Annotated in this window: 7 protein-coding genes and 1 pseudogene; 1 reads left to right on the forward strand and 7 read right to left on the reverse strand. The window is 69.5% G+C overall.

What is annotated here, in order from left to right; genetic code table 11:
* Positions 1-115: 115 nt before the first annotated feature.
* From ABZT03_RS25425 to ABZT03_RS25455, 7 genes and pseudogenes are all read right to left on the reverse strand, one after another.
* Positions 116-2,098 carry an alpha-L-fucosidase gene (locus tag ABZT03_RS25425; protein ID WP_356042939.1) on the reverse strand — a complete coding sequence of 661 codons (1,983 nt, stop codon included), beginning with the start codon at positions 2,096-2,098 and terminating at the stop codon, positions 116-118.
* Positions 2,099-2,166: 68 nt separating this feature from the next.
* Positions 2,167-4,569, reverse strand: a complete 2,403-nt coding sequence (locus tag ABZT03_RS25430; RefSeq protein WP_356042941.1) for a ricin-type beta-trefoil lectin domain protein — start codon at positions 4,567-4,569, stop codon at positions 2,167-2,169.
* 144 nt (positions 4,570-4,713) lie between these two features.
* Positions 4,714-6,726: an RICIN domain-containing protein gene (locus ABZT03_RS25435; protein ID WP_356042944.1), complete on the reverse strand. Its 2,013-nt coding sequence runs from the start codon at positions 6,724-6,726 to the stop codon at positions 4,714-4,716.
* A gap of 44 nt (positions 6,727-6,770) precedes the next feature.
* On the reverse strand, positions 6,771-8,198 hold the full coding sequence (locus tag ABZT03_RS25440) for an arabinofuranosidase catalytic domain-containing protein (RefSeq protein WP_356042947.1): 1,428 nt from the start codon (positions 8,196-8,198) through the stop codon (positions 6,771-6,773).
* Between the two features lie 392 nt (positions 8,199-8,590).
* Positions 8,591-10,060, reverse strand: a pseudogene (locus ABZT03_RS25445) (endo-1,4-beta-xylanase); the annotation flags it as partial.
* Between the two features lie 79 nt (positions 10,061-10,139).
* The gene (locus ABZT03_RS25450) at positions 10,140-11,279 is read right to left on the reverse strand and encodes a ricin-type beta-trefoil lectin domain protein (protein WP_356042950.1); all 1,140 of its coding nucleotides are present in this window, start codon (positions 11,277-11,279) and stop codon (positions 10,140-10,142) included.
* A 448-nt stretch (positions 11,280-11,727) separates the two neighbouring features.
* Complete coding sequence (locus ABZT03_RS25455) at positions 11,728-13,323, reverse strand: arabinofuranosidase catalytic domain-containing protein (RefSeq protein ID WP_356042953.1); 1,596 nt, start codon at positions 13,321-13,323, stop codon at positions 11,728-11,730.
* 936 nt (positions 13,324-14,259) lie between these two features.
* Here ABZT03_RS25455 and ABZT03_RS25460 point away from each other — a divergent pair.
* A complete protein-coding gene (locus ABZT03_RS25460; protein ID WP_356042956.1) occupies positions 14,260-15,282 on the forward strand; it encodes a LacI family DNA-binding transcriptional regulator in 1,023 nt (340 codons plus the stop codon).
* The last annotated feature ends 40 nt before the right edge of the window (positions 15,283-15,322 follow it).

Below are 15,322 nucleotides of genomic sequence, written 5' to 3' on the forward strand. Positions count from 1 at the left end.
GACACCACCTTTTCGATCATCTCGACTGGGGGCTCAAGTCATACCGGGGCCGAAGGCCGGGAGCCCCATTGCGAGGCCACGAAGAAGGTAACGGGGGAGCGTCGATCGAGCCGGCTCAGACGGCGGTGACGGTCCATGCGTTGTTGGTGCTGGAGTTCGGCGTCCACATCACCGCGGTGGAGCCGGCCGCGGCGGAGCCGCTGCCGTCGAGGGCGGTGCCCGTGCCCCGGTTGACGATCTGGTAGCGGTCGTCGCCGAGGCTGTTCAGCGACCACTGCTGGTTGTCGCTGCCGTTCCACGCCTGCTGGCGGGCGGGAGCGCCGTTGGCGGAGTTGCCGAAGCTGTCGGCGGCCATCCCGTTGGTGCGGTTCACGATGCGGTGGTAACCGTTGCCGAGGGCGATCAGCTGCCACTGCAGGTTGGTGCTTCCGTCGTAGTTCCACTGCTTGAGGTTCGAGCCGGAGGCGACGTCGCCCCCGCTGTCGAGGACCAGGCCGCTGGTCACGTTGGCGATTCTGACCCAGGTGGTGGTGCCGCCCGGCGCGCCCAGGACGGGTATCTCACCGGAGAAGGTGAGCTTGACCGTGTACGCCAGGGCGCTGAAGGGCGGGTTGGACGAGGGCATGGTCAGGTGCAGACCGGACGCGTCCTGGGTCGGTGCGGGCAGGTCGACGTACGTGCCGGCGGTGTTGTCGAGCAGCTTGGCGCTCGTCAGGCTGCTGAGGTTGATCCGGGTCGAGTTCAGGGTCGTGATGGTCATGGCGCCGCCCTGCCAGCCCAGCGCGATGGCATAGAGCACCTTGTTGTCCAGGCTGCGGGTGAACCGGACGTCCTGCGGTTTTCCGGCCACCGGTCCACTGAACGAGCCTCCCCCCATCTTGGTGGGGCCCTCGCCGTAACTGGCCCAGGGGCGGGTGGAGTAGACCGCCTGTCCGAAGCGGCCGAGCCAGTCGCCCATGGCGAGCAGGATGGACTGCTGCCCGGAGGGGATGGTGCCGTCGGCCATCGGGGCGATGTTCAGCAGCATGCTGCCGCCCTTGCTGACCCGGTCGATCAGGGAATGGAGCAGCGCCTGTGTCGAGTAGTAGCCGATTCCCACGGTGTAGCACCAGCTGGAGGAGGAGATGCTGTCGTCGGTCAGCCAGTAGGGGGTGAGCAGCCCTGCCGGGCCGCCGCGCTCGAAGTCGAAGACCTCGCCCTTGGTGTCGAGGCCGTCCTTGTAGGTCGCGACCACGTCCGTGTTCCACGCGACCGCCTGGTTGTAGTAGTGCGCGAGGAACTGGAGCCGGTAGGACTCCTGCACCAGGTTGAGGTCGAAGTCCTGCCAGACCAGGTCCGGTCGGTAGCCGTCGATGACCTCGATCAGCTTGTCGTACCAGAGCTTGTTCTCCGCGGCGGAGCCTTGCTGGCCGAAGAGGAAGCGCAGGTTCGGGTCCGACTGGTTCGGCACATGGTCGTAGAAGCCGTTGAAGTGATAGGCGTGGTGCAGGGAGGCCATGAACTTCAGTCCCTGCCCCCGGATGGCCTGCGACTGCAGCCCCACGAGGTCGAGCCTGGGACCGTGCTGGACCGAGTTCCAGGGGTTGGAGCGGCTGTTCCACATGGAGAAGCCGTCGTGGTGCTCGGCGACCGGACCGGCGAACCGCGCGCCCGCGGCCTTGAACAGCCGCGCCCAGGCGTCCGGGTCCCAGTTGCCGCCCTGGGAGGCGAGCTTGGGAGCGAACTGCACGTAGTTGCCGGCCTTGTCGCGGGCGCCGTCGATGAAGTTGTTGTACGGCCATGCCGAAGGGTCGCCGTAGGTGGCGATGTGGTGCCGGTTCTCGGCCGATCCGCCGATGTACATGTTGCGCGGGTACCACTCGTTGCCGAACGCGGGAACGCTGAAGACGCCCCAGTGGTAGTAGATGCCGAACTTGGCGTCCTGGAACCAGGCCGGGGCCGGGGGGTGGCGGTCCACGGAGGACCAGCTCGCGGTGTAGTTCGTGGGGCCGTCGGTCGCGGCGGCCTCGGGAGCGAACCGCAGCAGGCCGAAGGCGCCGGCCGCGCCGGCCGCAGCCAGCAGTCGGCGCCGGCTGACGGGCGGGGGTGAGGGGGACATGGGGGTGCCTCTCGGAGGGAGTCGACGGAGGAGTTGCCGCTGTCGTTGATCGTCAGCCGGTCACCGGATCAGTCGCGCCTCCACTTCTGGTTGCCGCCGGCGTCGCAGGTCGACAGCCGCAGCAGGGCGCCGTTGGCCGTGCCGGGGGCGTCAAGGCACAGGCCGGACTGGACACCGGTGATCGTGCCGTCCGCGTGGATCGTCCACTTCTGGTTGGCGCCGCCGTTGCAGTCCCAGATGTCCACCTTGGTACCGGGGGTGGTGCCCTGGCCCGCGGCGTCCAGGCAGTCGCTGCCGTAGATCCGCAGCTCACCGGCCGAGTTGTCGGTCCACTGCTGGTTGCCGCCGCCGTTGCAGTCCCACAGCGCCACCTGGGTGCCGGCCGTCTGCGACTGGTTCGGGACGTCCACGCACCGGCCGGAGCCGACTCCGACGATCGCGCCGGTCGTGCCGCCGTCGTTTCCGCCGCTGCCGGGGGTGATGGACAGGTTGTCGAACTGCGCCGTCTCGCCCTGGCCGGTCGCGTAGCCGACCTGTCCGCCGGCCCAGGTGCGGTCGTCGACGGAACCGACGGTGGTTCCGTCGACGACGGCGGAGATCGTGGAGCCGGAGAAGGTCAGGGCCAGGGCGTGCCAGCGGTTGGTGCCCAGCGCCGCGGTCGTGCCGCGGGCCAGGGTGGAGACGGTGCCGTTGGTGTTCGTGTTGAGGATCGACCAGGCCCCCGTGTCGCTCACCCTCAGGTGGTAGGCGTTCAGCCCGCCGGTGCGGTCGTAGTCGTGCCCGCCCGCGCGGCCGATCAGCTCGGCGTATCCGGGCTGTTCGAGCATCACGTCCGACGAGAGGGTGTAGTTGCTCCAGCCCACGTCACCGAGAAGGGCGTGCGGATCGGTCAGCGCGTCCCAGGTGATCGGTTTCTGCGGGCTCATCTGGCGCACGCACTTCCCGCTGCGTCCGCCGCCACAGCTCACCCCTTCGAAGGCGCCCTGCCAGTCCATGAGGTACTTGGCCTCGGCGCCGGTGGCGTAGCCGTCGAAGGAGTCGCCGTACGGCAGCTTGAGCGCGCCGCGCGCGGGGCCGGTGGCGGTGCCCTTGCCCTGGCCGGTCGTGGTGGTCAGGGTGTACAGGTGTCCGGGCTGTACGGTCAGGCTGAAACCGCCGCCGGACGGGGTGATGTCCGTGGCGTGCACGAAGTGGTCGGCGGGGTTGCCGGAGGTGACGTCGGTCGACCAGACGTGGACGGTCTTGGTGGACAGCCCGCCGGTGACGCTGAGGTTCAGCGTCTGGGCGCTGCCGGCGTCCATCGTCTCGATGACCGTGGAGTAGTCGGAGTTGTTCGTGGACTTCAGCGAGACGTAGCTGCCGTTGTTCCGGTTGCCGCCGAGGTAGCCGCTGGAGGCGTCGAGGTAGTGCCACCCCGGGGCGGTGAACTGGCTGGTGTGCGCCATCACCCAGGTGTTCTTGCCGATGGAGTACGAGCCTGACCACGGCTGTGCGGCCAGGGCGAGACCCATGGTGGGATACGGCAGGTTGGGTGTGATCGCGGCGACCACGGGCCAGTTGAGGTACGCGGTCATCCGTCCGTCGATGTACCCGCGGTTGATGCCGCGGGCCATCGCCTGCGCTCCGCCGTTGTAGTCGTCCGAGCCGTTCTCGCTCGCCCACAGCGGCTTGCCGGACGAGGTGGCGGCCGACGGCACCGAGCAGGAGGACTGGGCGGACCGGTAGCCGCAGGGGTAGTGCGTGCCGATGGCGCTCACGGCGGCGGCGAAGGCCTGGTTGGAGTTGACGTCGTTCGCCACGGTCCAGTCGGAGTCGGCGGCGACGATCTTGACGTTGCCGTAGCCGTTGGCGTTGAGCGTGCTGCGCAGCTGCACGTACCAGGAGACGTTGTAGCCCCGCTCGTTCCATCCTCCGAGGTAGTCGATGGCCAGCCCGTGCTGTTTGGCGCAACCCAGCCACGAGAGCAGGTAGTTGCTCATGTCGTTGGACCAGAAGTTGCCGCCGCCGATCCAGCCGGGCGCGCCCCAGGCCAGCCCGTACAGCTTGATGTCCGGGTTGCGCGCCTTGGCCTGCTCCATCAGCCACCATTCGTAGCCCCGGTCACAGTTGAGGTCGGACCGGGTGTGCTGGTGACTCGGTTCGGCCCCCGAGGTGGAGTTGGTGTCACCGCCGATCTCCGCTTTGAGGATCTGCAGGGAGGCGCCGTAGCCGGGCCGGAACAGGTAGTCGAGGACCTGGCCGCGCTGGGGCTCGGGGTAGTCGATCAGGAGTCTGCTGTTGCCTCCCCCGCCGCTGATCGCGCCGACGCCGTCGAAGGTCCGGCCGCCGGACGCGCCGTTGATCGTGAGGGAGGTGGCGGCCTGGGCAGGCGCAGCGACCGTGGCCACGACGCCGCCGGCGATCAGGAGGAGACCCGCGAGCACGGCCGCCCAGGCGCGCAGGCGCCGTAACGACCGGTTGAATGCTGACACGGTGGGTTCCTTTCGCGATTCGTGGACGACTCGCGGCCGACGGGGTGTGCCGGCCAGGAGACGCGATGGCTGTGCCGCTCATGGTGGCCGTGGCCCCACGGCCGACGGAGGTCGCTCGTGGGCCGGTGTCCGTGGGGCAAGGGTTCAGCGCACGATGAAGTCCTGGTTCGTGCCGGGGATGTTCTTGCACTGCCACTGGTCCAGCTGCTGTCCCGGGTTGGCGCCGGCGCCGTAGACGTCCAGGCACAGGCCGCTGTTCTGGTTGTGGAACTCGTAGGAGCCGTCGGACTGCCGCACCGGCAGCCAGAGTCGGTCGGCCACGGCCCCCGGGGCCCGCTGGACGATGTCCGGGATGCCCGCCGTGGTGGAACCGTCGGCCACCGCCACGTCCAGGCCGGAGTTCTGCGCCCGCAGTTCGCCGTAGCCGCCCGAGGCGGGCACGAACCGGAACTGCTGGTTGCTCTGCCCGTTGCAGGTCCACTGGTCGATCGCGGCGCCCGTGCTGCCGGAGCCGCCGGCGACGTCCACGCACAGACTGTCGTCGGCGACCACGAGTCGGTGGTAGCCGTCCGGGAAGCCGCCGCCGGACGCGGCAGGTGTCAGCTGGACGGCGAATGCGTCGTGCGCGCCCTGGAACGTGATCGGCACGGTGATCGAACCCCCCGAGGCACTCACGTTCTGGTCGTACACCGTCTGCGGGGCGCTGAGCGGGGCCTGGTCGGGGATGCGGTGCACGGTGACGTGCACACCGCCGGCGCCCGCCAGCCAGGGGACGGACGACACCCCGCCGAACGTCACGGCCGCGTCGCCGGTGTATCCGTTCGCATCGCCGACGATCGCCACCGCGCGCTTGTTCGCGGAGTCCTCGGAGGCCGAGATCGCCGTCGAACCCACCTGGCCGGAGGTGTCCACGAGGGTGCCGGTCATGTCGGCGTAGTCCCGAAGCGCCCACCAGGTGCCGGTCGGCTGCCAGCTCCCCCCGCTCTGGGTCAGGGCTCCGGTCAGGTTCGGGATGACACAGCACACCCAGTTGCCGCGCATCGCGTTGGTGTACCCGGACTGCGCGAACCGTGCAAGGTACCAAGCGGTCACCCCGGCGGACTGCCGGTCGGCCGGCTGGTACTCGTTCGAGGACAAGGGCAGCGCACCGATGCCCGCCGCGGTCAAGGCGCTGTTCAGGCTCTGCGCGACGGTGACCGGGTCGTCGACGTCGCCCTCGTTGTGGTTGGCGATCATGTCCGGCACGGTGCCGGCCGCCTTGACGTGCGCGAGCCAGGTCCGCCATTCACCCGGGTTTCCCTGCGGGGTGAACGCGAGCGACGGTCCCACGATCTGCGCCCCGGGGGCGATGCGCCGGATCTCCCGGTAGGCGGTGTCCCACATCTGGAAGTACTGGGCGCTGTTCACACCCCGGGTCCAGAACGCGGAGATGTCCGGCTCGTTCCAGATGTCGTAGGAGAACGTGAGTCCTGACGCCTGCAGCGCTCCCACCGTGGAGTCGATGAAGCCGACCCAGTTCGCGCAGTCGCCGTTGTCGCACGGGTACCTCGTATTGGACGGCTGACCGCCGTTCGCGCCGTAGATGTCGCTGACCAGAACCTGGTACTGCGCGTGGTAGGGCGGCCGGGTGAGCCGCTTGGCCTGCGAGATGATCGAGGCGACGTCGGCCCGGGTGGCCGAGCCGTACTGGTAGCCGTCCTTGATCCAGCCGCCGGAGAACCATCCCCCGCCACGGAAGGCGTTGATCCCCAGCGGCTGGATGAACTGGTCCGCCGGCAGGCTGCCGTCCTCGTCGATGCCGTAGAGGAACCCCTCCCCCACGCCGGTCGACGGCCCGCGGGTCGACGCCAGGTTCACATTGAGCGACCTGCCCGGAGCGGCCCGACGCCTGCCCGGGGCGGCCTGGCTCGCGGTCGTCGACAGCAGCGGTCCCGACTGCGGGGTCGGCGCGAGCCCGTTGCCGAGCGCGGCGGCGGGCTGCGCGGGAGCGGGTTGCGCGGCGGAGGGCTGCGCGGCGGAGGGCTGCGCGGCGCCGAGGGCGAGGAGGGAGGCGGCTACGGTGGCCAGCGCGACCGAGAACGCGACCGCCAGGGCCCTGCGCGAGGAGGGCAGCGGCGGCGGGAGCGTCGGAGGGCGCTTGGCTCTCTCACGGGTCATGGGCATACGTCATCGACTCCTGAGCCGGGTTGGGGGAAGGGAGCTCAGCGGTAGCCGGCCGCCGTGACGTTGGCCTGCACCGTGTTGTCGGTCGCATCGGAGGGGTAGCCGGCGACGATCGCTCCCTCGTAGAAGGTGCCGGCGCTCAGGTTGGCGCCGCCGCCGGGCTTGCAGCAGTCCCCACCGCTCCCCAGGACGATGGCGCCCTGCTTCTTCATGGGGCTGTATCCGCCGGGAAGCCCGCCGTCCCACAGGGTGGTCAGGCCGCCGGACTGCGCGTTGCCGCCCTTGAGGGCGAACCTCGACGTCCCGTTGTTCTTCAGCATCGCGGTGACGAACTTGCTGGGAAACGCCCGCTGGTTGGTGTTCCAGGACTGGCTGCCTCCGGAGTACAGGCCCCACTCCAGATCGGCCTGCACCCAGGGACCGCTGCCGGCGCAGCCGCCGAACCAGCACTGGGTACCGAAGTTGATCGCATCCATCGCCCCGGCGGCGTCGGCCTTCCGACTCGTCTCGCTGTTGCCGTAGTCGAAGCAGCAGCCGCCGTTGACGTGGGTGCCGCTGGTGACCACATAGGCCCCTTCGGGTGCGGCACCGGTCGGCACGCCCGTCAGGTGTCCGTCCCGCCAGTAGCTGTTGCCGGGATTGATGTACAGCGAGTAGGCCTTGGCGCCCCCGGCGGTCAGCGACTCGGAGTTCGCCTTCGAGGGGCTGCTCTGGCTCGATCCCGGGACCTGGGCCGACCCCTGGTACCACAGGTCGTTGCCGTGCCCGGACTGGTCGCGGACGACCGTGATCACACATGAGGTGCCCGCGCAGAACGAGTCCTGCGCCGCCGCGTCGGCGGTACCGCCGGGCGCCAGCACGCCGATGTCCCTGGTCGCGTTGTCCGAGGAACGCCTCACCTGGTACAGGGCGCCGTTGTACGAACCGTAGAGCGCGCGCACCGTACTGTGCGCGGCCACGCATGGCGTACCGCCCGCGGAGTAGATGTCGCACGGGCCCGACCCGTTGGGCGGAGGCGGAGGTGTCGGGGTGCTCCACTTCTGGTTGCTCTGGCCGTTGCAGGTCCACAGGATGACTGCGGTGCCATTGGCCGTTCCCGCCCCGTTGACGTCCAGGCACAAGCCGGACCGGACACCGGTGACGGACCCGTCGGAGTTCTCTCGCCACATCTGGGTCGACCGTCCGTCGCAGGACCGGATGACCGTGGGCGCTCCCGGAGCCGTCCGGTCGTCGTAGGCGTCCACGCACCGGGTGCCGCTCATCGTCCTCAGCTCACCCACGGACGTGAACTCGAACGCCTGGTTGACCTGGTTGTTGCAGTCCCAGATGTCCACCGTCGTTCCCGGCGTGTCGACGTTGCCCTTGACGTCCAGACACCGCCCCGACGCCGAACTCACCAGGGACCCCGCTGACGCCGATGCGGACCATGACGGCGCGGTCGCCGCCAGCGTGGCCAGCAGTGCCATGACGCATACGACGGCGGCCGCGGGTAAGCGTCGTCCATGAGCCGCGGGGCTCCGGGGTGATACGGATGAAGGCTGCATTCTGTTCCTCAGGTCTGTGGGGAGACGGGAGAGTGCCGTGCCTGTCCGAAGGGAGCCAGGACACCCGAGCGCCCCTTACGGGAAACCCTCAGACATCCCATGTCGACAGTGATTCCATACACCTCTCGCACTGTCAATAGACCTGTCTCACCCGGCCGGAACGCGATCCATCCCATGTCTCGCCCCGGTTGGGCCGCCGTGACGGCATGGCGAAACCCGCGTCCGGCGACGGCCGCCGTGCCGGGCGCGGGTGTTCGGTCCGGTCAGCCGGAGCGGTCCAGTGGCAGGAGCGCGCGCCGGCGTCGATCACCTCACCTGAAGTTCCAGTGCTGGTTGGCGCCGCCGTTGGAGTCCCAGATCTGGACCGGGCTCCCGTTGGCGTTCTGCCCGGCCGGAACCTCCAGCGCCCGGCCCGAGGCGACGTTGGTCAGGGTGTACGAACCATCGCCGTTCCGACTCGCCCGCCAGTGCTGGTTCGCACCGCCGTTGGCATCCCAGATCTCCATCCGCGTGCCGTTGCCCGTCTGGCCTCCCGGCTCGTCCAGGACCCGCCCACTGCCGACATTCGTCAGCGTGTAGGAACCGTCACTGTTCTGGCTCGCCCGCCACTGCTGGTTCGCAGCACCACTGGCATCCCAGACCTGTAGTGGCGTGCCGTTCGCCGTCTGCCCGGCCGACACGTCCAGCGCCCGACCCGCAGAGACCACACTCAGCGCGTACACCTGGCCCGAGACGATGCCTCCCGGGTCGCCCGTACCGCCGCCGCCCAGCGCGGACAGGACCGCGTCGTAGGCCGGCTTCTTGGCGCCGTTGCCGTTGAACAGCAGCGGGTTGTCACCCGACCGCCACGAGTCGCTGTCCCGGATGCCCCAGACGGTGATGCCGGTGCAGCGGGCGACGTTCCTGCAGGCCTTGACGGTGTTGGCGTAGGCCGTCGGCGGCGCCTGGGCGATGTCGAGTTCGGTGATCTGGACGTCGACGCCGAGGGCGGCGAAGTTGGACAGGGTGGTCTGGAAGCTCGACGGCGGGCCGCCCGCACCGAAGTGGCTCTGCAGACCGACGCAGTCGATGGGCACGCCGCGCGACTTGAAGTCGCGCACCATGTTGTAGACACCCTGGGTCTTCGCGTCGGTCCAGTTCTCGATGTTGTAGTCGTTGTAGCAGAGCTTGGCCGAGGGGTCGGCCGACCGCGCGGTGCGGAACGCCTCCTCGATGAACCCGTTGCCGAGCACGTCCTGGAACACCGAGCTGCGGTGCTGGCCGCTGCCGCCGTCGGCAAAGGCTTCGTTGACCACGTCCCAGGCGTAGATCTTGCCCTTGAAATGGGTCATCTCGCTGGTGATGTGGTTGTTCATCACACTGCGCAGGGTGTTCGCGTCCCTGATGCCGCTGACCCAGCCGGGCAACTGCGAGTGCCACACCAGGGTATGGCCACGCATGCGCTGACCATGTGCGGTGGCGTGGCTGACGATCTGGTCGCCCGGTCCGAAGTTGAAGTTGCCGCGGGACGGTTCGGTGGTGTCCCACTTCATTTCGTTCTCCGGGGTGATCATGTTGAATTCCCGGTCGAGGATCGTAGAATACGTCGAGTCACCGAGCCTTCCGGCGGCCACGGCCGTGCCGAAATAGCGGCCACTTTCGGCCGCGGCCGCGCCCAGCGTGCCGGAGGCCGCATGGGCGGCGGGCGTCGCCGCGCCGGCCAGGGCCAGTACCGTGCCGGCGGTCAAACCGGTGACCGAGGTCAGGGCCTTCCGGAGACGGGGCCCCTCGTTTAACCAGGACATGAAGGATCATTCTCCTTGTGTGTGGGTGTGTACCCCGACACCGACCCCGGGACGGTGCCGCGGTGGGTCGGGCACGGGCTCAGGAGACCGGCAGAGCGGTCCACTGCTGGTTGGCGCCGCCGTTGCAGTCCCACAGGACCAGTTGCGTACCGTCGGTGGCGGACGCGCCGGGGTCGTCGAGGCAGCGGCCGGAGACCGGGTTGAGGTAACCGCCGTGGTACGCCTGCCATTGCTGGTTGGCGCCGCCGTTGCAGTCCCAGATCTCGACCTCGGTGCCGTTGGCGGTACCGCGTCCGACGGCGTCGAGGCACTTCCCGAGCGCCCGCAGGGTGCCGTCGGAGCGCGCGGACCACTGCTGCGCGGCGGAGCCGTTGCACGTCGCGATGTCCGCGGCGGTCCCGTTGGCGCTGTTGCCGCCGTCGACGTCCAGGCACTTCCCCGTGATCCCGGAACGCACCTGACCGTCCGTCGAGGCCGGCGGCTTGATCCAGCCTGCCGCGTCGGCGGCCTGCACCCCCGCGTTGAAGGCGTCCGCCATCTTGCGGAATCCGTTGTCGTTGGGGTGCAGGGAGTCGGACAGGTCCGCGGCGGTCAATGCGCTCATGTCCACCAGGCGTACGTGTTTGCCGGCGGCCTGCTCGGCCTGGACGATCCCGGGCAGCTTGGCGTTGAACGCGGGCCGGTTGGCCTCTTCGGTGCCGCTGGTGGAGATGATCACGGTGCCGACGAGGACGGTCGCGTCGGGGGCGGCGCGGGTGATCTGGTCGAGGAGGGCGCGCAGCCGGTCGGGGGCGGTCGGGATCTGGTAGTTGCCGTTCAGGTCGTTGGTACCGATCTCCAAGGCGATCACGTTCGGACGCAAACGGCCCAGCACGGAGTCGGCGATGCCTGCGATCTGGTCGATCCGCCAGCCGGAGTGGCCTTCGTTGTCCGGGTCGGACATGGTTCCGTTGCGACCCGAGCCGACGAAGTCCAAGGCGTGCCCCTCGGCCGACAGCTGGTTCCACAGGAAGCCCCGGTAGCCGTTGCCGGACGGGCTGCCGACGCCCCAGGTGATCGAGTCGCCCAACGGCATCAGCCGCACGGTGGCGGGCGCGGCCGGGAGCCGTGAGGCGGGGGGCCGCGACCCCGTGCCGGTGGCGGCCGCCGCGGGCAGTGCGGCGCCCACGCCGAGCGCGGCCGTCAGCGCCATGGCCAACGGTACCGAGTACTTCTTCATCAGCGTTCCTCACTGGTGCGGGACAGTGGGTGGGGTGAACGAGTCCGCGAGCGGGTCAGCGGGGGTGAAGTCCTGGTCGCTGCCGGCCGTGTTCTTGCAGGGCCATTGGTCGAGCTGCCGGCCCGGGTTGCTGCCGCCGCCATGGCGTCAAGGCCCGGGCTGCTGTTCTTGCACGTCCTGTACAGACCGTCACTCCTATTTTGATCATGCACCTGCCAATCCACCAGTTGGTGGGCACCACTCACGACCGGCTGCGTTTTCCGGCGCCGAAGCCGCCTGCAGGGCGTAGCCTCACTGGGATAGGGCGAGGGGAATCGGGCGATTCGGCCGGACGGTCGGAGAATCCACGTGGAGCTGCACGCCGGGTGTCGGACACGCGGATTGCCTGGATCCGGTGGTGGTGGCCCGTGGCCGGGAGGAAGCCGGCCACGGACCGGACCCGTTCAGGTCAGTTGAGACTCCATTGCTGGTTGGATCCACCGTTGCACGGCCAGAGTTCGGCCGCGGCGCCGTTGGCCGTGGAGGCGCCGGTGACGTCGAGGCAGAGTCCGGACTGGGTGGCGGTGACGGTACCGTCGGAGTTCAGCCGCCACTGCTGGTTGGCACCGCCGTTGCACGGCCAGGTCACCACCTTGGTGCCGGCGGAGGTCTGCTTGTTGTACGCGTCCAGGCACATCTGGCCGCTGCCGCTGTAGACGGTCAGCTGGCCCGAGGACGTGCGGGTCCAGGTCTGGTTGGTACCACCGCTGCAGTCCCAGATCTGCAGCTGGGTACCAGCCGTGGTGGACGAGTTCGGCACGTCCAGGCACTTGCCCGCGCCCACCGCGTGCAGCGCACCGGAGCTCACCCCGCCGGAGGAGTTGCCGTATCCGGCCGCGGTGATGTTGACCTGGACCGCGTTCTCGGTGCCGTCCGACGGATAGCCGGAGGTCATCACGCCCTCGTAGAAGGTGCCTTGGGCGCCCTTGCTGTTGTCTCCGCCGATGCCCAGGATGATGGCACCCTGCTTCCGCATGGGGTTGTAGCCCGAGACGTTGGGACGTGCTCCGTCGTAGAAGGTGGAAAGGCCGCCGGACTGGGCGTTGCCCCCACGGATCGCCCAGTGGTTCGGGCCGCCCTTGATGATGGCGGTCGTGTACCGGTAGTTGATGGTCGGGTCACCCGCGTTGTAGTGCTGGTTCACCCCGGAGAACAGGCCGTTCTCCAGATCGGCCATGATCCAGGGGCCGTTGCCCGAACCGTAGCCCCAGACCTTGATGTTGCCGAAGTAGATGGCCTCCATGGTGCCGTTGCCGTCGTCGTTGCTGTCCGTCTCGGCGTTGCCGTAGTCGAAGCAGCATCCGCCGTTGTAGTGCGTGCCGTCGAAGATCGCGTACATGCCCTCGGGGTTGTCACCGGTCGCGATGCCGTTGGTGTGGTTGTCGCGGTAACCCGTGCCGGGCGCGACGAAGACGCCGTAGGCCTTGTGACCGCCCACCGTGGTGGGCGCGGCGGTCGCGTTGGCGAGGTTGTCGGGTCCGCCGGCGGCACCGCCTCCGGGCGCCTGGGTGAGGTGGTTTCCGCGGCCGGACTGGTCGTAGATGATCGTGATGAGGCAGGTCGTCCCCGAGCAGAACGAATCCTGGGCGGCGGCGTCCGCGTATCCGCCCGCGCTCAGGACGCCGATGTTCCGGGTGGTGTTGTCCGAGGCACGCCGGACCTGGTAGAGCGGTCCGTCGTACGAGGCGTACAACGCTCGCGTCGTGCTGTGCGCGGCCACGCAGGGCGTGCCGCCTGCCGCGTAGATGTCACACGGCCCGGACGTGTCGGCGCGGGCCGTACCCGCCGTGGCCGTGGCTCCGGCCAGTGTGCCGGCGACGAGCACGGCTGCGGCCGCCACACGGGCGAACAGCTGCGGGCGGGAGCCGGGCGAGCGCGCCGGCAGGGTGACGTGTGCCCGGTCCGGGACACTGTGCTGCCTGCAACGGCGACGTGCCGCCCCGAGTAACCGCTGCACGCCGCCGCGGCCGGACGGCAGGTGGCGCCTGGTGCGTATGGTTCCCATCTGATCTCCCTACTGTGCCGGCGCGACCCGATCGGGTCGCGTTGGTGGCGCGGACCGTCCGGAAGCGCTTCGAAGGTGCCGTGATTGCAGCGAGATTGCAGAGAGGTTTCGGGGGGAGACGGTGCTCCCGGCTACGTGGGCTGTCAAGGGGGGCGGAGGCTCCTGCCGTAAACCTTGTCGCGGAATCGATTCGACGGCTGATTTCTGCGGTTCGGGACCGATCGGCACGCTCGAACGGTTCCGGGCGGAGGCATGCGGGTGGCAGCGTGACCTCCTGCCGTGCGGGGCCCGGTGGGCCGCACAGGTGTGTCCGGCGCCGGGGCCCGGCCCAGCCCGTGCCTGCCTGTGGTGCCGGTGAGCAGGGCCGCTGCCGCCGAACCCACCGGGGGCGCAGGCCGGTCGGAAGGCAGTGGCCGAAGCGGCGGAGCCGTCGGCGCCGCCTCCGCCACGCCGCACGCCATGACCTCCGCTCCACCACTCTCGAATTCAACGTGTCGAAGCGCTTGCGTGGAATCGATTCGCTCCACGCCCGCCGGTCATGGTCATACGCCGAACGCGTGACGGCTCCCGACCGCCCGACGCCCTTCCGTGCGACTCATGGCACCCGGGCGTCTTTCGTCGGCTCGGACCGCCAGCGCGCGGGCCAGCCGCATGCACCGCCGGAACCCGGGCGCTCGACCACCCGTCCGTGACGAGTCCCCGAGGGGACGGCCGGCGAGTTGCCGAGGGGACGGTCGCGACGCCGTCAGCGCGTTCCACCGCCGCAAGCTGGGCACCCTCGCGCCCGCCGCCACGTGAAGCGCCTTCCGGCAGATCGCCGGCTCCCAGCGGTCGACGCGGAAGGCCCTACCCCCCCACTCCGACACGCGCGCCCGATGGCGAGGCGATTCGCGCGAGGTACCCTCTCTACCCGCGGGTAAGTTCTCGGGGGGCTGCATGAACATCGGGGAGATCGCCAGGCGCGCCGGCGTGTCACGCAGCACGGTGTCTTACGCGCTCAGCGGCAAACGACCCGTCGCGAGCAGCACCCGCAGACGTATCCAGGACGTGATCAACGAATTGGGATATCGCCCCAACGCGACCGCGAGGGCCCTCAAGGAGGGCCGCACCCGAACGATCGGTCTCGTCATCCCGCCGGCCGGCGACAGGCTCACACACATGCAACTGGACTTCGTGGCCAGCGTGGTCGACGCCGCCGCCCGGGTCGACCTGGATGTGCTGCTGTCCCCTTCCGGCGGGGATCACGACCGCTCCTTCGAACGGTTGATCTCGGAGAGCCGCGTGGACGGTGTCATCCTGATGGAGATCCGCCTGGAGGATCCTCGTGTGGGGCGCCTGCAGGATGCCGGGCTGCCCTTCGTCGGCATCGGGCACACAGCCGGCGACCAGCAGATGTCCTGGATCGACGTCGATTACGCGGGCTTGGTCCAGCACTGCGTGCGGCACCTCGCCGATCTGGGGCACCACCGGGTGGCTCTGATCACCCGTTCCCGGGAACTCGTCGCGGCCGGCTACGGTCCGGCGTGCAGGGCAAGAGAGGGCTTCGAGGCCGCCGTGGCGGAACGCGGCCTCGACGGCATCGAAGCGCCGTGCGGGGACGACGCCCGCTCAGGTCAGGAATGCGTCGAGGTGCTGCTGCGTGGCCATCCGGACCTCACCGCGGTCACCACCATCAACGAGGCCGCCCTGCCCGGCATCCAGCGCGCGCTGGCGGACACCGGCCTCCAAGTGCCGTACGACTTCTCCATCACCGCAGTCGCGGCCAGGACCTGGGCCGAGGACTTCCGCCCGCCGCTCACGGCAGCGGACGTACCCGCCCTGGAAATGGGCGAGAAGGCCGTTTCCCTGTTGGTGGAACGCATCACCGCGCCGGACACCCCGCCACGGCACATCCTGTTGGCTCCCCCGGTCTCGCTGCGCTCCAGCACAGCCCCCGCACGCACCGGCCGGCAGGGGTGAGTCGGCCGCGCGGCGCGCTGAGCCGGGCGGGTACGGCGAT

Origin of the sequence: Streptomyces sp. NPDC005574, assembly GCF_040605435.1 — a bacterium.
Classification (GTDB): Bacteria; Actinomycetota; Actinomycetes; order Streptomycetales; family Streptomycetaceae; genus Streptomyces.

Coding starts and splice junctions, on each gene's coding strand:
- ABZT03_RS25425 (WP_356042939.1), bottom strand. CDS start 2,098: ATGTCCCCCTCACCCCCGCCCGTCAGCCGGCGCCGACTGCTGGCTGCG.
- ABZT03_RS25435 (WP_356042944.1), bottom strand. CDS start 6,726: ATGACCCGTGAGAGAGCCAAGCGCCCTCCGACGCTCCCGCCGCCGCTG.
- ABZT03_RS25440 (WP_356042947.1), bottom strand. CDS start 8,198: ATGGCACTGCTGGCCACGCTGGCGGCGACCGCGCCGTCATGGTCCGCA.
- ABZT03_RS25450 (WP_356042950.1), bottom strand. CDS start 11,279: ATGAAGAAGTACTCGGTACCGTTGGCCATGGCGCTGACGGCCGCGCTC.
- ABZT03_RS25455 (WP_356042953.1), bottom strand. CDS start 13,323: ATGGGAACCATACGCACCAGGCGCCACCTGCCGTCCGGCCGCGGCGGC.
- ABZT03_RS25460 (WP_356042956.1), top strand. CDS start 14,260: ATGAACATCGGGGAGATCGCCAGGCGCGCCGGCGTGTCACGCAGCACG.